The sequence below is a fragment of the Cohnella boryungensis genome (genome assembly GCF_042651945.1).
Taxonomy (GTDB): domain Bacteria; phylum Bacillota; class Bacilli; order Paenibacillales; family Paenibacillaceae; genus Cohnella; species Cohnella boryungensis.
In genome coordinates, this window is sequence record NZ_JBHSED010000038.1 from 12397 (window position 1) to 29909 (window position 17513).

The window sequence follows — 17513 nt, forward strand, 5'->3', positions numbered from 1 at the left end:
GCTCGGATAAGATAGTCGTATCATCGGGAAATGAGGGATGAAGGTATGCCGCAGTACCGAATTATCGTGGACCTGTCGGACCGGGCGCTGTATTTGCTGGATATGGATCGCGTCGTCCGGCAGTATCCCGTCGGCATCGGCAGAATGCTGACCCAAACGCCGGCAGGTGAATATACGATCGTCAATAAGCAGCCCAATCCGGGGGGACCCTTCGGAGCCTTCTGGATGGGCTTGTCCAGGCCCCATTACGGCATCCACGGCACGAATGATCCCGCTTCCATCGGCCATGAGGTCAGCCATGGCTGCATCCGCATGTACAACGAGGATGTGCTGCAACTGGCCGCGCTCGTACCGCTGGGAACAAGAGTCACCATAAGGCTTTGAAGGGCGAGGCACTTGTGCCCCTTAACGAGCTTTAACGAGCCTTAACGAGTCTTGACAAGCTTTAACGCGCTTGGGCAGACAGCAGCCTCGCCACATTGCGGGCGCAGGAGCGCAAGTGGTCTTCCGCTTGCTCCAGGCATTCCGCCAGCGCCATCGGCCTCGGCACGCAAGGGAAGCAAGCCGCGAATTCCGACTCCAGCTCTCGCGCATTGTCGCCAAGACTCCCGGACAGCAGAATCGTGCGAACGCCCGCAGACTTGGCTAGCCGAGCGACATAGACCGGCAGCTTGCCGAACAGCGTCTGGGCATCGCTCTTCCCTTCCCCTGTAACGACCCAGTCCGCATCGGCCAGCTTCTCCCGAAGCCGCGCCTCGGACGCTACGACCTCCGCCCCCGGCGCCATGCGGGCGCCGAGCAGCAGCAAGGCATATCCCGCGCCCCCCGCAGCTCCCGCGCCGGGAATCTCCATCGCTGCCCGTCCGGCCTCCTCCGCCCATAGCGAAGCGTACCGCCGAAGCGCCTCGTCCAGTGCAGCGATCTGCTCCGGCGTCGCTCCCTTCTGCGGTCCGTATACCGCCGAAGCGCCCTGCTCGCCGCACAGCTGATTCCGCACATCGGAGGCGACCAGAATGTCGCAATCCGCAAGACGCGAATCCAGCCCGGAGCCGTCGATGCGCCTGACCTCCGGCAGATCCCGTCCGAAGCCCGGCAACAGCCGTTCGTCCGCGTCATAGAACCGCGCGCCCAGCGCGGCCAGCAGCCCCATCCCGCCGTCATTGGTTGCGCTGCCGCCCAGACCGATCACGAAGGATCGGATGCCCTCGTCCAGCAATTGAAGCAGCAGTTCTCCCATGCCTCTGGTCGTCGTCACATACGGATCTCTCCGACTTGCCGGAGTTTGCTGCAGGCCGAACAGCGAGGCCGCTTCGATCACGGCTGTCCTCGTCGCCGTCTCCGAGTCTCCGACGTCGCTGCGGCGAGCGATTAAGCCGTAGGTCGTCTCTATCGGAAGACCAAGGGGTCCGCATACTATCGCATGGTGCAGCGTTCCTTTCGCCGCCGCAGTCAACGCTTCGACCGTTCCTTCCCCACCGTCGGCCATCGGCGCGATTTCGACCTGTGCGGACGGAATCGACTCGCGTATTCCTTGCGCGATCGCCGTCGCCGCCTGCAGCGAGGTCAGACTCTCCTTGAACGAATCGGGCGCTACGACGATTTTCATCGGCTCACCTCATTGTCGCCATTTTTGTACCCATTTCTTCCATTGTATCAGAAAAAAGAAAAAGACCGGAACCCGGCCTTCTCCTGCGCCTTGGCGCTTGCCCTCTACATCTCGATTCCCAGGACAGCCGATACGCCTTCCTCGTAGTAATGCTTAACCGGCTGCATCTCCGTTACGAGGTCTGCGGCGGCAATGATTTCGGGATGCGCACTGCGTCCGGTAATGACCACATTCATTCCCTTCGGCCGCTTGCGAATCGTCTCCAGCACATCCTCTAACGGGAGTACGTCGGAGACTGGGAAGGTTTTGATCGCCAGCGCATTATTCAGCTCATCCAGCACGATCAAGAACTCTTCGCCGTCTGCAACTCTCGACTTCGCGAACGCCCACGCCTCGCGCAGCGCCTCGCGATGCTCCTCCGGCGTTTTCGTCCAGGTGAAGCCTATGCCCTTCTGATGGATCTCCACGCCCAGCTTCTGCAAGGCGAGCTGCTCGCCGTAGGTCCTCTGCGGAGACTTAATGAACTGGATGATAAGCACGCGCTTGCCCCGTCCGGTCGCCCGGACCGCAAGCCCCATCGCCGCCGTCGTTTTTCCCTTGCCGTCCCCGGTGTAGACGAGCACAAGCCCTCGCTCCTTGCTCGGCTGCTCCTTGCCCGCTTGCTCTGTCATAGCCGCTCTCCCCTTCTTCCCGCGTTATCCCGTCAAGTCAGGAAAGTCGTTTTATCCGATGCGGGAGTCCGCTTCGTCGCCGGGGCCTCGTCGGCCGGATAGCCGATGAACAGCGTTCCGACAACGCGCCTGTCGGTCGGCGATCCGACAAAACGATGCATCCGCTCGTCATGCACAAGGCCGACGCCCCGCGTACGCCAGACGAGACCGAGACCAAGCTCGCCGGCCGCCAGCCACATCGAATGAATGGCGCAAGCTGTCGCGTATTCGTTATCCTTGCTCGATGCCTCGTCATTCTCCACGATGTCCGAGGTGACGACGATGACGAGCGGAGTCGCGGTTACGACCTTCAGAGATTCCTCGACGAGGTGGGGCTTGGTGGGAAACCGCTCCGCCAGGTATTCCCGCGCCATCGTCTCGTACCTTCCTTTGGCCTCCCCCTGAATCACGTAGAAGTGCCACGGCTCGCGCAGCCGATCGTTCGGCGCCAGAACGGCCGCCTCCAGCAGTGCCTTAATTTTCTCTTCCTCCACGCGATCCGGCTTCAGATTGCGAATCGCTCTTCGTTGCTGCAACAGCGTCATTGCGGACATGCCTATTCATCTCCCTTCTGCGGGTACGCTCTGCAGCGCTCAACCCATCTCCAAGCCATATCCGGCGCGGACCCAAAATGAAAATGCGTATAGCCCGCGCACAAATTTCCTTGCTCGTTCAGATAACCCTCCTGCTTTCGCCCCATCCTTCCGCTCGTTTCGTAGGCTGGGGAGATCGCCGCCCCCTCATTGGGCGCGAATGTCGAATAATGAAATTCGTGGCCCTTGGCCGTATCCTCCGGACCCAACAGGGGATTGCCTTCCGCGCCGCGAATGTCCCGATAGCCGAGAGCCGCCAGCTTCTTCTGCATCCGCACGCGGCCCGGAATCAAGCCGAGCATCGGGTAGCTCCGCCCGGAGGTATCCTCGATCGCTTCCGTCAAGTACATGTATCCGCCGCACTCGGCCAGCGTTGGCAAGCCTGAACGGATCGCTTCCCGAATCGACGCCTTGACGGCTTCGTCCGCCGCCAGCGTCTCCGCGAACTCCTCCGGGAAGCCTCCTCCGATGTACAAGCCTTGCGCGCGCTCCGGCAGCTTGTCCCCCGCCAGCGGCGAGAAATAAACAAGCTCGGCCCCGCATGCTTTAAGCAGCTCCAGGTTTTCCTCATAATAGAAGTTAAAGGCGGCATCTCTTGCCACCGCGATTGTGACAGGAAGACCCACCGCTGCGGCGCGCGGCGCGAACAAGGACTGTGCGGGCGGTTCGACCTTCGGCGATTCCGCCAGCTCCCAGATGCGCTCCACGTCAACCGTCGCCGAGATCAAATCCGCCAGCTTCCCGAAGAAGGGCTGGAGCTGGCCTCGCTCGATAGAGGGCACGAGGCCGAGATGCCTCTCGGGAATCGCGATCTCGTCCTCCCGCTTCAGGTAACCCACGACGGGTACGCCGCACTCCAGCTCGATCGCTTCCCGCACGATGCGGTAGTGCCCTTCGCTGCCCACCTTGTTCGCGATTACGCCCGCGATCCGCACGCGAGGATCGAGGCATTGAAAGCCCTTCACGATGGCCGCCGCGCTGCGCGCCATGCTCTGGCAGTTAACGATGAGCAGCACCGGAGCCTGAAGCAGCAGGCTGATCTCGGCGGTGCTGCCTTCGTTGGTTGCGGGATTTTTCCCGTCATAGAAGCCCATTACGCCCTCGATGACGGAGATATCCGCATCGGCGCTGGCCCGCGCATAGACCTCCCGCACCGTATCATGCGACAGCATGTAGCTGTCGAGATTGCGGGAGACGCGCCCGGTTACCGCAGAGTGATAGGCCGGATCGATATAATCCGGTCCGCACTTGAAGCCCTGCACCTGGCGGCCCGCTTGCCGCAGCGCGGCCATCAGGCCGATGGTCAGCGTCGTCTTGCCGACGCCGCTGCCGGTGCCCGCGATTACGATTTTCCGTTCGGTCATCGGTTACGCCTTCCTTTCGCTGTCCGCGCGCCAGCCTTGGCGCTTGACGCCGACCGAAATCGTCACGTTACCGGACTTTTTCTTCGTCAGCGCCAGCTTGTCCACGTCCGCGTACAGCTTGGCGGCAGGCTCGCTCACCCCGTAAGCGCCCGTAAATTTGTAGACGGTATCCGACGGCGCTTCAATCTCCGCGCGGTTCAGCTGCTCCGGCGTGTAGATCGCGAATTCCCACCCATGCTTGGCGACCACGGCCAGCAGGCCCTCCTCGTCCTTCTTCAGATCGATCGTGCAGATCGCCTGCACGCTGCGAATCGAGAGGCCGAGCTCTCCCAGCGTCTCCCGGATGACCGCTTCGATCTCCTCCGCGGTCGTGCCCCGATTGCAGCCGATCCCCAGCGCGATCACCTTAGGCCGATACAGCACTCCGTTCGCCAGAATGGCTTCTTCATCCGGGGTCAGCATGCGAGGCGTGACGACAAGCGCAGCCTGCGGCTTCGCCTCCAGCGCTTCCGCAACCGATTCGTAGGCTTGAATGTTCGGCGGCAGCGGCGTATCGTACAGCCACCAGCCCGGCTCGCCCGCCTCCTGTACGACGGCCACCCGCTCCTCGTTCACGACCGATGCGCTCACCGGAGTGAGCTTCTCGTCGGACTCCCATTCCCAGCCGAAGCGCCGTCCGAACAGGTCGACCGCAATCGTGCCCTGCACGTCCGAGGCCGTCGTAATGACGGGCTTGGCCCCCAGAGCGGCAGCCACCTCGCGCGTCAGCTCGTTCGCTCCGCCCAGATGACCGGACAGCACGCTGATGACGTGCTCCCCTTTGTCGTCGATGACGACGATGCCCGGGTCCTTCTTCTTATCCTGCAGCAGCGGAGCGATCATGCGAATGACAGCTCCGAGCGATATGATGATAATCAAGCCTTTGTAAGCGGGAAATAAAGCCGGGAACAGAAGCCGTACGCTGCCCTCGAAGAGCTGAATGCGGCGCTCCGACTCGTCGCCGCGCCGGAACTTGGACATATAATACAGATCGGAATGCCCGAACGAGCCGTGCAGCTTGCGCGCCAGCTCGACGCCGTGCTTCGTTATCGCGACGATCGCGTAGTCCCCGTGACGCTGAATGTCGGGAAGCTCATTTTCGACCAGCGTGATCACGTCGGCTTCACCCCTCTGCGATAGCGATGAGTGAATTCCTTGTCATACAGCTTCGAACGGTACTGCTCCTGATCGTGAATGTCGGGATCGAGCGCCCAGCCCGCCAGAATCATCGCATGCGAGCGAATCCCGTTCTGCTGCATGTCGCGATCCAGGTTCGCCAGCGTCGTTCTCACGATCAGCTGATCCGGCCAGGTCGCCCGCTGCACGACCGCGACCGGCGTCTCTTCGCTCCAGCCGGCCTCGACCAGCTCCTTCACGACCTTTTTCGTCAGCGTTGCGCTTAGGAAAAGAGCAATCGTGCAATGGTGCGACGCCAGATCCCGCAGCTTCTCGAACTCGGGCACCGGCGTGCGGCCCTCCGCTCTTGTCAGAATCAGCGTCTGGGTCAGCTCCGGAATCGTTAATTCCGCGCCAATGGCCGCCGCCGAAGCGAACACGCTGCTCACCCCCGGCACGACCTCGTAGCCGATACCTGCTTTTTTGAGCAAGGCAATCTGCTCCATGATCGCTCCGAATACGGCCGGGTCGCCGGTGTGCACGCGAACGACACGCTTGCCCTGCTTGACCCGATCGACCATCACGGCCACCATCTGATCCAGATCCATGCCCGCGCTCTTCAGAATTTCCGCCTCCGGCTTCGCCTTGGCGATCAGCTCCTCGTTGACGAGAGAATCGGTATATAGAACGACATCCGCTTCCTGCAGCAAGCGAAGTCCCTTGACCGTAATCAAATCGGGATCGCCCGGCCCGGCTCCGATAATATGGATTTTCATTTTCTCACCACCATTAGCGTTAAGTATTCCAGCTCGCGCCCTTCCAGGGTCCGAATGTCCCGCCAGATCATTTCCTCGGAGGACGTGACCTTCGTCAGCACGGACGCCTTGTCCAGCAATCCAAGGTCGCCCAGCACGCGCAGCATCAGATCGATGACCTTCGCCACTTTAATCAGCACGATGCAATCGTGGGAGACGATCGCCTCGCGCATCTTGTCATAGTCGTCTCTCGCCGGCACGATCGCGATCATCTCATCCCCGTCCGCCAGCGGGATGCCCAGCCGGGAAGCCGAGGCATTCACGGAGGAAATTCCCGGAATGGAGCGAATCTCCGCCTGCGGATGTCTTTCCTGCATCAGCCTCATCAGATGAATAAACGTGCTGTAGATCATCGGATCGCCCTCAGTGACGAACGCTACGTCCCGTCCTTCGCTCAGATGGCCCCAGACGGTCTCCACCGTTTTGCTCCACTGCAGCTCCAGCGCTTCCCGATCCTTCGTCATCGGGAACGTCAGTCCGACCATTTCCTTCTCTTCCGTATTCACATACAGCTCGACGATGGCGAGCGCGTAGCTCTTGGCGCCCTTCTTCTTGCGCGGATATGCGATAACGGGGCACTCCCGCAGCAGCCGGAACGCTTTAACCGTAATCAGCTCCGGATCGCCGGGACCGACGCCCAGGCCGTACAATACGCCTAACTTAGTCACTTGCGCTCGACTCCTTTTCGCTTGCCTCTCCCGGCTGCTTCCGCACGGCAGTGATGATGTATACCGGGTTCAGACCTTCGAATCTCGTCATATCGAGAATCGGCTTGCTGCGCGACGGCTGCACCATGGCAATGCTGACGTCCAGCCCTTCCTCCGCGAGAATCCGGTTCGCCTCGTAGAGATTCTCGATGGTCACCGCGTTCAGCACGATGCGCCCGCCCGGCCTTAATCTGGCTGAGCATAGGCGCAGCAGCTCCTGCATCTCCCCGCCCGTACCCCCAAGGAATACCGCATCCGGATCGGGGAACGCGTCCAGTCCCGCAGGCGCGCGTCCTTCGACCGCCGTGATGTCCGCCCGGAAACGCTTCATGTTGGTACGGCAATTGTCCAGATCCGCCGCATTCTTCTCAATCGCATACACCGCGCCCCGCCTTGCGATTCTCGCGGCTTCGATGGCGACCGAGCCCGTACACGTTCCGATATCCCAGACGATGCTATCCGGCTTCAGTCCCAGCTGCGCCAAGCTTAGCACGCGTATTTCCTTCTTCGTAATCAGACCCTTGTCCGGCTTCCGCTGCGCGAATGCCTCATCGTCTATGCCCATCGGCCAGGAGGGGACGCTTGCCGCCGCTTCCGGCCGATGCCTCAGAATCACGACGTTTAACGGAGAGTACGACTCCCCGAGCGCCTCCTCCAGCTCGTACCAGCCGCAGCGCTCCCGATCCCCGTCCAGGTTTTCGGCCACGAACATGCGATACTCCGTCATGCCGAACTCCAGCAAGTACGCGGCGATGGCGCGCGGATCGTTCTGCTCGTCCGTCAGCAGCGCGACCTTCGGCTTGCCGTCGATGCGCTGGGCCAGCCCCTTCATGCTCCGGCCGTGCACGCTGATCAGCTCGGCGTCCTGCCAGCTTTCGCCGATCCGCGAGAACGCCGCCTGAACCGAGCTTGTTGCCGGATAGACATCTACGTCGAGCTTTGTCGCAAGATAGCCTCCGATTCCATAGAAGAGCGGATCGCCGGATGCAAGAACCACGCATTTTTTCCCCTGCGCGGCCTCTTCCTTCAAGCGCCTCGCCGCTTCGGACAGCGGCCCTTTAAGGACAATCCTCTCTCCCGCAAATTCCGGAAAAAAGCCCAGCTGCCGTTCTCCTCCGACCAGTACGTCGCATTGCCCGATCCACTCCAGATAACGGGGCGGCAGGCTTGCGCGGCCATTGTCGCCGATGCCGATCACCTTCGGCTTGCCGTCCTTTCCGTTCCAGGCGTTCTCCATTCTCGTCCTCTCCTATCCATAAGCCCTATAAGGCTCCAATAAGCCTCTATCTGCTCGCTTGTCCCAGCAGAACGCCCTTCATCGAAATGATGACCGTTTCCAGCTTGTAGCCTCCGCCGACCTCGCGAAGCCCCTCCTCGGAGCAATAAGCGCTCAGAAGCTCGAAAAAGCCGGCATAGCCCCACTCCTGCATCAGATCTCCGACCTGTGCAGCCGTGTTCGCTTCGCCCACGATCGTTGTCTGCTCCGACGTAGCGCCTGCACGCTCCGCGACCGCAGCCAGAAACCCGAAGTCTACCGGCGCGCTTTTGTTGTGAACCATCATGACGCCCTGCGCCACCTTGGAGAACTTGCCCATCATTCCGACGAGCGTCACCTGCCGAACGCCCTGCTTCTTGCATTGCAGCAGCGCGAACCCGACGAAATCCCCCATCTCGATGAACGCTTCCTCCGGCAATTCGGGATACCTGTCTATTCCGAACTTCTCGCTGCGCCCTCCCGTCGACAGAACCAGATGGCTGCAGCCGCACTGCACCGCTACCCGGATCGCCTGGGCCACGCTGGCCTTATAAGCCGAGGTGGAGAACGGAACGACGGTGCCCCGCGTGCCCAAAATCGAAATGCCGCCAATAATGCCCAGGCGGCCGTTTAACGTCTTCTTGGCAATCTCCTCGCCGTCCGGCACGGAGACGACTACCTTCACGCCCCGCTCCAGCTTGAACAAGCCGAGCACGAAGGTCATCGCCTCCCGGATCATTTTGCGCGGAACGGGATTGATCGCGGCCTCGCCGACGGACACGGGCAAGCCGGGCTTCGTCACCCGGCCGACTCCGATACCTCCGTCGATGACGATCCCCGGCTCGGGAAGCCAGGAGACGCGCGAAATAATGCGCGCCCCGTGCGTCGCGTCCGGGTCGTCCCCGCCGTCCTTGATCACTTCCGCTTCCGCCTCCGTCGCCGTAAACTCGTTGCGGACAATCGCAAAAGCAACCTCCATGCCGATAGGCAGCCGAATCGTAGCCTCGGCCTGAGCCTCCTGCGTAATCAGCGCGACAAGCGCCGCCTGGGCCGCGGCGGTCGCGCAAGAGCCCGTCGTATAACCGTGCCGAAGCGGCTTGTCCTCCTGGGTTGCGCCTCCCGCCGCCATTTGGGTCAGCCCAACCGTTCCGCCATCAGCGAGATGGCGTTCAACGCCGCTACGGCGACGGGACTTCCGCCCTTGCGTCCTATATTCGTGATGAACGGGATATCCAGCTTCGCGAGCTCCTCCTTCGATTCCGCCGCCGAGACGAAGCCGACCGGCACCCCAATGATGAGGCCAGGCTTCGCCGCCCCTTCCTTCACGAGCCGAATGAGCTCGAGCAGCGCCGTCGGAGCGTTACCGATCGCATATACGCCGCCTTCCGCTTCCAGAATCGCCTTGCGAATCGAGATAATCGCGCGAGTCGTGTTCAGCCGCTTCGCTTCCTCCATGACGTCCTTATCCGAGATGTACACATGCACCGAGCCGCCGAATTTCTCGATGCGCGGCTTGCTGATGCCCACCTGCACCATCTGCACGTCGGCCACGATTTTGCATCCGGCGCGAATCGCTTCGATTCCCGCCTCGATCGCCTTCGGATGAAACACCAGGCTCCGGCCCAGCTCGAAATCCGCCGAAGCGTGAATGACCCGCTGCACGACCGGATACTGCTCCGGCGTGAAGGGATGCTCCCCAAGCTCCTCCGTAATCATCTCGAAGCTGCGTTCCTCAATCTCCTGCGGCTGTACCGTAATCGGCTTAAAATCGGTGTGGAATTCCATTCGTTACGCCCTCCCCAGCATGTCGTCGATTTTCGCGACCAAACCTTCGAATTCATTGTAATAGATGCCGTAGGCCACCGACGGCCTGCCGATAATAATCGTCTCGATACCCAGCGCAAGCGCGGACTCCAGCTTCTCGTCGACCGCGCCGACCTTGCCGCTTTCCTTCGTAATCATCAAGGTAACCTTATAGTGGCGATAGAGCGCCTCGTTCAGCTCCCGGGAAAAAGGCCCCTGCATCGCGACGATGTTTTTCTGCTCCAGGCCCAGCTCCTCGCATTTCTCCATGTTGTCCTTGCGCGGAAGCATTCGGGCGACAAGCGTCGTATCCGGCTCGTTCAGCAGCCGCTTCGCGAAAACGGAAAGCGTCTTGCTCCCCGTCGTCAGCATGACGACTCCTTTGCGCTGCGCAGCCAGCTCCGCCGCTTGCTCGTAATCGTCCACATAGGTAATCAACGGGGTGTCCGCGAAGGACAAGCGATCCCGTTCGTAGCGTATGTACGGCGTTGCCGCCTCTTCCGCAGCCGCGATGGCGTTCCGCGAAGCTTCCTCCGCGAACGGATGCGTAGCGTCCACGAGCAGCTTGACTCCATGCTGCCGCATCAGCTCGACAAGCGCCTCCTTCGGCAGCCTGCCCGTGCGCACCGGCAGCCCCGCTTCCTCCATCGACCTAGCCGCGCTCTCCGTGACGACGGTCGTCAGCAGCGGATGGCCCGCTCCCTGAATCCGCAGCGCCAGCTCGCGCGCATCGCTTGTCCCCGCCATTACGAGTATCATGAATGACTCCGCCTCCTTCTTACGTTGACGCCTTCTCACGTTCGCGTTCATGCGCGTGATCGTGCCCGTGGGGATGGTCATGATCGTGGTCGTGGTCGTGATGCGCGTGATCGTGCCCATGGTCATGATCGTGGTCATGATGCGCGTGATCATGTCCATGATGATGATGATCGTGATCATGGTCGTGCCCGTGATGGTGATCGTGTCCGTGATGATGATCATGGTCGTGATCGTGGTGATGGTGGTGATCGATATGCTCCATGGCCGCTAACCGATATTGACACATGTCGCAGTTCATTTTCACTTGGCCCTGAAGAGCCTCCAGAGCCCGTTCCCGTAAGATCTCTTGCAGCATAGGATGAAAGCCGAAATAGTCCGCAAGCGCGAATTCGCAGTCCGGATAGGCCGCCCCGAAGTCTTCTATCATTTGCTCCATTCTTTTAATCAGGACGCCTGTAAAAAGAAAATAAGGAAGCAGAATGACCTTGCGCGCGCCCAGCTTCAGACAGCGCTCCACTCCGGCATCGACCAGCGGCGCAGTCACGCCGATGAACGCCGTCTCCACCCATTTGAACTTCGTCTTCTCCCAAAATAATCGCGAGATTTTGAATAGATCGCTGTTCGCGTCGGCATCGCTGCTGCCTCTCCCAACGATCAGTATCGCCGTATCCTCGTTATGCTGTTCGCCGTCTATCGGCTCAAGAGAGTCTACGCTTTGCAGCCGGGAGCTCAATATTTTCAACACTTGCTCGTGAACTCCGATCGGACGGCTGTAAATAAACTCGACATTCGGATGACGGAGCCTCGCCTCGTCGATTGCGGCAGGGATATGTATTTTGGCATGACCGGCCGAGAATAGCGTAATCGGCACGACCGCAACGCGCGTCGCTCCTTTCGCTACGCAGGTCGCCATCCCTTGCGCCATCGTCGGCGATACGAATTCGAGAAAACAAGTCTCGACGATCTCTGTCGGCAGCGCCCCCGCCAGCATTCTGACCATTTCCCGCACTTCGTTGTTGCCTGCCTCGTCCTTGCTGCCATGGCCTACGAATAATAGGGCATCCACGTGATTCTGCCTCCTCTATCAAACTCATTTTCTCTATCTTGTAGTCTCTGGATACGAAGTCTTCTTCCCCTATGCTAGTCGCCGCAAATAGCGTTCTCGATCTGGAACACCGGCACCTCCTGATGCCGATAGCCCTCGATCTCCTTCACCCGCTTGAAAAACTTATGAAAGCGTTCATTCGGGTGACCGCCGTCTCTGTACCTCGCGATAATCCGCTCGATCAGCTCCACCAGCTCGCCCGGCTCGATGCCTTCCGCGACAGGCTGCGCCGGATGGACGTTGCGCCCGATTGTCTTGCCTCCCAGGAACAAATCGAATTTGCCCCTGCGGTAGACGATGCCGATATCTTCTTGCACCGCACCGTAGCAAGCCATTCCGCAGCCGTTAAAGCCGATCTTCAATTCTTTGGGCAGCTTCATGCCCCCTATCTTGTCTTGCAGCTCCTCTGCGTAAGGGATCGATTCTCCCTTCTCTCCCTCGCAGAAATCGCAAGCCTTCACCTGCAGTACATCTCCGATAGGAGAGAGCATGAAGCCCTCGCCGCGGAGCCGGGATGTAATCGCGTCGGGCTCCGAGGTCGGGACGCGCACGATCAATTGGTGATGCGGCGTATAGTCCATCGTCCCCTTCTCCCCGATGATGTCGGCTAGTGCGAGCAGCTGCCTGGCGCTGAACTTCTTGTCCGCGACGCCGGTGCTCACCGCGAATTCGAAAATCTCTTGCTGTCGGTATACGATCCCCGCTCTGGGCGCGCTCTGCTCCGCCGGGTCCGGCGTAATCCGGGATATTCCCCGCGAGCGATCGACCAGCTCCAGCGCTTCCATCGCCAGCGCAAGCGATCCGACGACAGGCGCGCCTCCGTAGGACGGCTGCCCGGACGATTTCCCGGCAGCGCCGCCCGATTCTGCGGGTGCGGCGGCCCGTTCTGCCTCTGCGCCCGGCTTTTCCATGAGAGTCAATCTCGGCGCCAGCGCAGCTGTCTTCTCCAGTGTCGGCTCCTCGTACTCATCCTCCTCGTCCCAAGCCTCGGGCTCGGAGGGCTGGCGCAGCGCCCACGGCTCCGCTTCTTCGCGCAAGCGCTGATGCGGCTTGAGCGGCTGCACGTCCGCGCCAAGCGTATATTTGCGCTGGTAGCCCCGCGGCGTAATCATAAGTCCATCGTAGACTACCGTAGAGGAGTTTCCGATGATGACCGTTGTCAGCATGCCGATATCGTGATCCAGCATATCGCGCAGATTCGTCAGCACGACATGCTCCCTTTCCCGATAGGCGCTTTTAACAATGCCTACAGGGGTCTCCGGCGAACGATATTTCAGCAATATCCGCTGCGTCTCCACGATCTGGCGCGTTCTTCGGCCGCTGCGGGGATTATAGAGCGCAATAACGAAGTCCGCTTGCCCCGCCGCTTCTACCCGTCGTTCGATCAGCGCCCACGGAGTGAGATGATCGCTCAGGCTGATGGTGCACGCATCGTGCATGATCGGAGCGCCCAGCAGCGAAGCCGAGGAGTTGATCGCCGATATGCCCGGAATAATCTCGACCTCCACGCCGTCCGAGCGCCGCCAGCCCTTCTCCATCAGCACCTCGTAGACCAGTCCGGCCATTCCGTATACGCCGGCGTCGCCGCTGGAAATTACGGCGACCTTCTTGCCGGCCTCCGCCTGGCGAACCGCCTCCTGCGCGCGGCTGACCTCCTCGGTCATGCCCGTGCGAACGATTTCCTGATGGGTCAGCAAACCTCGAATCAAATCTACATAGGTGTTGTAGCCAATGACGACATCGCTTTCCTGCAGCGCCTCCCTGGCCCGCTTCGTAATATGCTCGAAGCTTCCGGGACCGAATCCGATAATCAGCAGCTTCCCCGCCATCGTCCGCACATCCTTTCCATTTGTCGCCTCTTGTTTTCGTGAATTGCCGGATCGCTTTCCGCCCCGCCGCCTAACCCCGAAAAAAACATCAAAAAAAACGTCCCCCACACGATAGCCGTGTTAGAAACGCTTGTCAGCGCGCAAACCTGGAGCGAGTCGAAGAGCCATCGAAAACCGGGTTTTCGATAACGCCGCCTCGTCAGGCAAGTCCGTCCTAACACTTCCCTAAATCCTCGTAGGTCAAAAGTGTATGGAACCAGGCTGGTTTCCTGACTTGGAACGTCATTCTCGTCTGCCTTCCCGGAGCGCTTCACGCGTATCCAGTGGCTTGCCTGACGGGAATGCGCCTTCCCTGGGGACGGCGTTCCTTACAGTGGCGGGTCCGTGCCGGCTTCTCACCGGCTTCCCATTTAAGCCGCTTGAGCCTTGGCCAAGCAGCACCTCATTCATCTCCGTATTCGATTGTCACGGTCATCTTAACATTGTCCGGCTGCGATTGTCTAGCAGAGCGGAGGTTTGCGGAACCCGCCGAGCATGCTGCCCATCCAATCCGGCCCGCTTAAGGCTTGTCCCTGCCCTCCACCGAATTGCCGGTTGCGGCGGCCGTCGGCTCGAAGGCGTACACCAGCTTCTCCTCCAGCCTCTCTCCGGTCAGCATTTTTCTCACCAGCTGCCTGCCCGTTTCAGGCGTAATGCCCTTATACCACGAGCCCTCGGGATATGCGATCACGACGCATGCATCCTCGCAGCGGCCGTTGCAGCGGGTTCTCGTCGTATGGATCAGCCGATCGGCTCCTAGCTTGGCGATTTCCTCGCGGATCGCCAGCGTCACCTCGTCCCCCTCCCGTTTCAGGCAGCTTCCCCCGTTACAGATCAGCAGATGAGACCTCATCCCTTGCAAGTTCCAGGTCACCAATTGAATCGCCTCCTTCTACAGCTTATGAACGATAGGCTCACACTAACTCGTTTCTCTTGCGCAGATAGCAAAATAAGATCAAGCAGCTTGCAGAACAGAGCAGCGCCAGCAGCGCGATAAACCCGTATCCGGCCTGCAAGCCGATTCTCAGGCTTTCCTCGGCCCCCTTATCGCTTCCGAACAGCTTCTGGACTTCATCGATAGTGACGCCGATCAGCAAATTCCCGATCACGCTGGCAACGCCCATCAGAGTAACAGTAAACGTAATTGCCGTATCGGTGCCGCGCGAATAGCGCTTCGCCAGGATCGCCATCACCGTCGGATAGATCGGAGCGATGCCGATGCCTGCGATAGCGAACAGAATCGCTCCTTGCTCGCCGACCGCAATAGCTGCGAAGCTGCATATTCCGGAGAAAGCCGATAGCAGCATGACCGATAACGTGTAGCCGATCTTATCCGTCAGGGGACCAAGCAGCAGGCGCGCCGCCATGAAAAAAACGAAAAACACGGACAGCATCCCGGAAGCCGCATCTGTCGACCAGCCGTAGGCCTTCTCCAAATAGTTGACGAGCCACCCTCCGACCGCCAATTCCGACACGACGCCGAACGAGAGCACCGCGACGATGAGCCATGCGGCTGGATCGCGGGAGAAGCTTTTTAAGGTCATCCGTTCCGCGCTCGTCTCGCCGTCTCCCGGAAAACGGGCCTTTAGCGACGGAATGATCGGCAGCAGGGACAAGGACAGCATGATGAGATACATCCCCCGCCAGCCCAACTCGCCTCCGAACAGGCTCCAGCCCATCATGGAAGAAGCGACGATCGGGGCGATCGCCGAGCTTAGCCCGTAGAAAAAATGGGACAGGTTCATCATCGCGCCGGTGTTTTTCGTGAAAATGCGAGCCGCCATGATGGCCAACCCGATCTCCAGCATGCCGTTGCCGATGTACATCAGAAAATAAGAAGCCGACAAATAAGCATAGCTCGAAGACAAGTACATCAACAGGCCGGACACGACCATGGAGCCGAACGCGACAATCCCCGTCCATTTGATGCCGATTCTGTTCGTCAGCGCTCCCGTGAAGGAGCAGGCGATGAGATAGCCGAGCGAGTTAAAAGCGAGCAGGAGCCCCAGCTGCGTCTCGTTCAGATGAAAATCGGCCTGCATTCTCGGGATAGCCGGGCCTTTGATGTTCTCGGAAAAGCCGAATATAAGGAAGCCTCCGAATACGACGGTCAGAAGCAGCCATTGGTTCGATATCCTGGTTAACTCCTTCACGATGCTCTTCCTCCGTCTGCTGCGAATCGATGACGAGAGCCGCTCCTCATCCCGCTTCATAGTTGTTCATTGTAACTCATAACTCGTATTCGGGGCTATAGCTTTTCGGCGATTTCATCGCAAAATGAGGCTGACTCAAAGTGCTAAACTTTTGAACAGCTTCTTTCTTTTATATCGATTATGGTTTTGCGGGCATGTATCCCCTTCCTATGGCTGTTGCATTCGTGAAATTTTGAATTTGTAAACTCGTAACGAGGAAATTTCACGACTGCAAAGGCCAACGCTCCGCTCCTCCAGGAGATACATGCCCTCTTTTTTCATCGATTGAGGGAAGAAAAAGCCCACAGAAATGCAAAGAAATCGCTATTTGGTAAATGGAGGTACCACCCAACCATCCCCAAAGGAGCGATTTCTTTGTACATTCAATCTACCATGGACCAACTTTACCTACTCAATGGATCTTGAGGAAGACATCCCTGAAAATCATCTTGTTCGCATCGTTAATGAAGCCGTAAATCGACTCAATGACGGGATATTTGCCTCAGCCTATCCTGGTGGTGGCAGAGATAGCTACCACCCTAAAATGCTTACTAAGGTCATCCTTTATGCTTACACCCAGCGCATTTACTCCTCGCGCCAAATCGCCAAAGCCATCCGTGAGAACGTCGGCTTCGCCGGGGCTGCCGCGCTTTTGCGCCATACGGCTCACTCAACCCGCATTGCCTAGCCGCAAGGCTTTCGCCTCGCGCAATGAAGCCAGCGCGTAGACCACCAGCGCGACCCAGATCAGAATAAAGCTGACCAGCATCAGCGGGCTGACCGTCTCCTTAAAGACGGCTACGCTGAGAATCAGCGTAAGCGTCGGGCCGATATACTGGATGAAGCCGAGCATGGACAGCGGAAGCTGCCGCGCGGCTCTCGCGAACAGAAGCAGCGGAAGGGCCGTCGCCGCGCCCGACAACAGCAGCAGCAGCGTAGAACCGAAGGGCAGCGTCCATGCCGTAGCCGTGTGCGAGGCGCCCAGATAGCTCCAGAAGAGGAGGGCCGCCGGGACGACGATCGCCGTCTCGGTCATCAGGCCGAGCGACGCGTCGATCTTCAGCTTTTTTTTCACGAGTCCGTACAGGCCGAAGCTTAACGCGAGCGAGATCGACACCCACGGAAAACTCCCATATTCGACGGTTACGAGAATCACTCCCGCGCCGGCCAGCGCGATCGCCAGCCATTGCCCTCCGCTCGGCTTCTCGCGCAGGAACACGATCGCCAGCGCGACGTTGATGAGCGGAGTCAGATAGTAGCCCAGGCTCGTCTCGACCACGTGTCCGTTATTTACGGCCCAGATGAACACAAGCCAGTTAAACGTAATGAGCAGGCTGCTCGCGACGAGCGAGGCAAGCGTTCGGCGCTCCTGCAGCGTCCGCTTGAGCTCTCGCCACCGCTTCTGAGCCGTAATGAGTCCCGCCACGAAGACGAAGGACCAGACAATCCGGTGAGAAAGAATCTCTCCTGCCGGCATCGTCTCGAACCATTTCCAGTAGAGCGGGAGCAGCCCCCAGATCATATAAGCAAACACAGCGTTAACCAGTCCGTATCTCATGATGCAGCTTCTCCATTTCTGTG

Annotated in this window: 17 protein-coding genes, 1 pseudogene and 1 riboswitch; of the genes and pseudogenes, 2 read left to right on the plus strand and 16 right to left on the minus strand. The window is 59.6% G+C overall.

Annotated features, from left to right (window positions below):
• Positions 1-45 precede the first annotated feature (45 nt).
• Positions 46-384, plus strand: a complete 339-nt coding sequence (locus ACFO1S_RS18030; protein WP_204604243.1) for a L,D-transpeptidase — start codon at positions 46-48, stop codon at positions 382-384.
• A 61-nt stretch (positions 385-445) separates the two neighbouring features.
• On the opposite strand, the gene ACFO1S_RS18035 is transcribed toward ACFO1S_RS18030, so the two are convergent.
• The 15 genes from ACFO1S_RS18035 to ACFO1S_RS18105 form a co-directional block, all read right to left on the minus strand.
• The gene (locus ACFO1S_RS18035) at positions 446-1606 is read right to left on the minus strand and encodes a glycerate kinase (protein WP_204604244.1); all 1161 of its coding nucleotides are present in this window, start codon (positions 1604-1606) and stop codon (positions 446-448) included.
• Positions 1607-1710: 104 nt separating this feature from the next.
• A complete protein-coding gene (gene cobO / locus ACFO1S_RS18040) occupies positions 1711-2277 on the minus strand; it encodes a cob(I)yrinic acid a,c-diamide adenosyltransferase (protein ID WP_204604245.1) in 567 nt (188 codons plus the stop codon).
• Positions 2278-2309: 32 nt separating this feature from the next.
• Positions 2310-2870: a nitroreductase family protein gene (locus ACFO1S_RS18045; protein ID WP_204604246.1), complete on the minus strand. Its 561-nt coding sequence runs from the start codon at positions 2868-2870 to the stop codon at positions 2310-2312.
• 2 nt (positions 2871-2872) lie between these two features.
• The gene (locus ACFO1S_RS18050; RefSeq protein WP_204604247.1) at positions 2873-4273 is read right to left on the minus strand and encodes a cobyrinate a,c-diamide synthase; all 1401 of its coding nucleotides are present in this window, start codon (positions 4271-4273) and stop codon (positions 2873-2875) included.
• 3 nt (positions 4274-4276) lie between these two features.
• Positions 4277-5428, minus strand: coding sequence for a cobalt-precorrin 5A hydrolase (locus ACFO1S_RS18055; RefSeq protein ID WP_378127282.1), 1152 nt, complete (start codon positions 5426-5428; stop codon positions 4277-4279).
• The gene (cobM, locus tag ACFO1S_RS18060) at positions 5425-6204 is read right to left on the minus strand and encodes a precorrin-4 C(11)-methyltransferase (protein WP_204604248.1); all 780 of its coding nucleotides are present in this window, start codon (positions 6202-6204) and stop codon (positions 5425-5427) included. Before cobM ends, ACFO1S_RS18055 begins: the two co-directional genes overlap by 4 nt.
• Positions 6201-6911: a precorrin-2 C(20)-methyltransferase gene (gene cobI / locus ACFO1S_RS18065; protein ID WP_204604249.1), complete on the minus strand. Its 711-nt coding sequence runs from the start codon at positions 6909-6911 to the stop codon at positions 6201-6203. The genes cobM and cobI overlap by 4 nt, the downstream gene beginning before the upstream one ends.
• Positions 6904-8187, minus strand: a complete 1284-nt coding sequence (gene cbiE / locus ACFO1S_RS18070; RefSeq protein WP_204604250.1) for a precorrin-6y C5,15-methyltransferase (decarboxylating) subunit CbiE — start codon at positions 8185-8187, stop codon at positions 6904-6906. The genes cobI and cbiE overlap by 8 nt, the downstream gene beginning before the upstream one ends.
• A 46-nt stretch (positions 8188-8233) precedes the next feature.
• Complete coding sequence (locus ACFO1S_RS18075; RefSeq protein ID WP_204604251.1) at positions 8234-9334, minus strand: cobalt-precorrin-5B (C(1))-methyltransferase; 1101 nt, start codon at positions 9332-9334, stop codon at positions 8234-8236.
• A 5-nt stretch (positions 9335-9339) separates the two neighbouring features.
• The gene (locus ACFO1S_RS18080) at positions 9340-9990 is read right to left on the minus strand and encodes a precorrin-8X methylmutase (protein WP_204604252.1); all 651 of its coding nucleotides are present in this window, start codon (positions 9988-9990) and stop codon (positions 9340-9342) included.
• 3 nt (positions 9991-9993) lie between these two features.
• Complete coding sequence (gene cobK, locus ACFO1S_RS18085) at positions 9994-10767, minus strand: precorrin-6A reductase (protein WP_204604253.1); 774 nt, start codon at positions 10765-10767, stop codon at positions 9994-9996.
• 19 nt (positions 10768-10786) lie between these two features.
• Positions 10787-11833, minus strand: a complete 1047-nt coding sequence (locus ACFO1S_RS18090; RefSeq protein ID WP_204604254.1) for a sirohydrochlorin chelatase — start codon at positions 11831-11833, stop codon at positions 10787-10789.
• Positions 11834-11907: 74 nt separating this feature from the next.
• Positions 11908-13701: a precorrin-3B C(17)-methyltransferase gene (gene cobJ, locus ACFO1S_RS18095; RefSeq protein ID WP_204604255.1), complete on the minus strand. Its 1794-nt coding sequence runs from the start codon at positions 13699-13701 to the stop codon at positions 11908-11910.
• A gap of 242 nt (positions 13702-13943) precedes the next feature.
• Positions 13944-14161: riboswitch (cobalamin riboswitch) on the minus strand.
• Between the two features lie 99 nt (positions 14162-14260).
• Positions 14261-14617, minus strand: coding sequence for a (2Fe-2S) ferredoxin domain-containing protein (locus ACFO1S_RS18100; protein ID WP_204604256.1), 357 nt, complete (start codon positions 14615-14617; stop codon positions 14261-14263).
• Positions 14618-14654: 37 nt separating this feature from the next.
• Positions 14655-15893 (minus strand): MFS transporter, encoded by a 1239-nt coding sequence (locus tag ACFO1S_RS18105; RefSeq protein ID WP_378127286.1) that lies wholly within the window; start codon positions 15891-15893, stop codon positions 14655-14657.
• Positions 15894-16307: 414 nt separating this feature from the next.
• Between ACFO1S_RS18105 and ACFO1S_RS18110 the strand changes: the two are divergent.
• Positions 16308-16590 (plus strand): annotated as a pseudogene (locus tag ACFO1S_RS18110) (transposase); the annotation flags it as partial.
• A 12-nt stretch (positions 16591-16602) separates the two neighbouring features.
• On the opposite strand, the gene rarD reads toward ACFO1S_RS18110, so the two are convergent.
• A complete protein-coding gene (gene rarD / locus ACFO1S_RS18115) occupies positions 16603-17490 on the minus strand; it encodes an EamA family transporter RarD (RefSeq protein WP_204604258.1) in 888 nt (295 codons plus the stop codon).
• Positions 17491-17513: the final 23 nt, after the last annotated feature.

Bases quoted from the DNA above. Each gene is read 5' to 3' on its own strand.
- ACFO1S_RS18035 (WP_204604244.1), bottom strand. From the start codon at position 1,606: ATGAAAATCGTCGTAGCGCCCGATTCGTTCAAGGAGAGTCTGACCTCG.
- ACFO1S_RS18080 (WP_204604252.1), bottom strand. From the start codon at position 9,990: ATGGAATTCCACACCGATTTTAAGCCGATTACGGTACAGCCGCAGGAG.
- cobJ (WP_204604255.1), bottom strand. From the start codon at position 13,701: ATGGCGGGGAAGCTGCTGATTATCGGATTCGGTCCCGGAAGCTTCGAG.
- cbiE (WP_204604250.1), bottom strand. From the start codon at position 8,187: ATGGAGAACGCCTGGAACGGAAAGGACGGCAAGCCGAAGGTGATCGGC.
- cobM (WP_204604248.1), bottom strand. From the start codon at position 6,204: ATGAAAATCCATATTATCGGAGCCGGGCCGGGCGATCCCGATTTGATT.
- ACFO1S_RS18030 (WP_204604243.1), top strand. From the start codon at position 46: ATGCCGCAGTACCGAATTATCGTGGACCTGTCGGACCGGGCGCTGTAT.
- cobO (WP_204604245.1), bottom strand. From the start codon at position 2,277: ATGACAGAGCAAGCGGGCAAGGAGCAGCCGAGCAAGGAGCGAGGGCTT.
- ACFO1S_RS18050 (WP_204604247.1), bottom strand. From the start codon at position 4,273: ATGACCGAACGGAAAATCGTAATCGCGGGCACCGGCAGCGGCGTCGGC.
- rarD (WP_204604258.1), bottom strand. From the start codon at position 17,490: ATGAGATACGGACTGGTTAACGCTGTGTTTGCTTATATGATCTGGGGG.
- cobK (WP_204604253.1), bottom strand. From the start codon at position 10,767: ATGATACTCGTAATGGCGGGGACAAGCGATGCGCGCGAGCTGGCGCTG.
- ACFO1S_RS18045 (WP_204604246.1), bottom strand. From the start codon at position 2,870: ATGTCCGCAATGACGCTGTTGCAGCAACGAAGAGCGATTCGCAATCTG.
- ACFO1S_RS18075 (WP_204604251.1), bottom strand. From the start codon at position 9,334: ATGGCGGCGGGAGGCGCAACCCAGGAGGACAAGCCGCTTCGGCACGGT.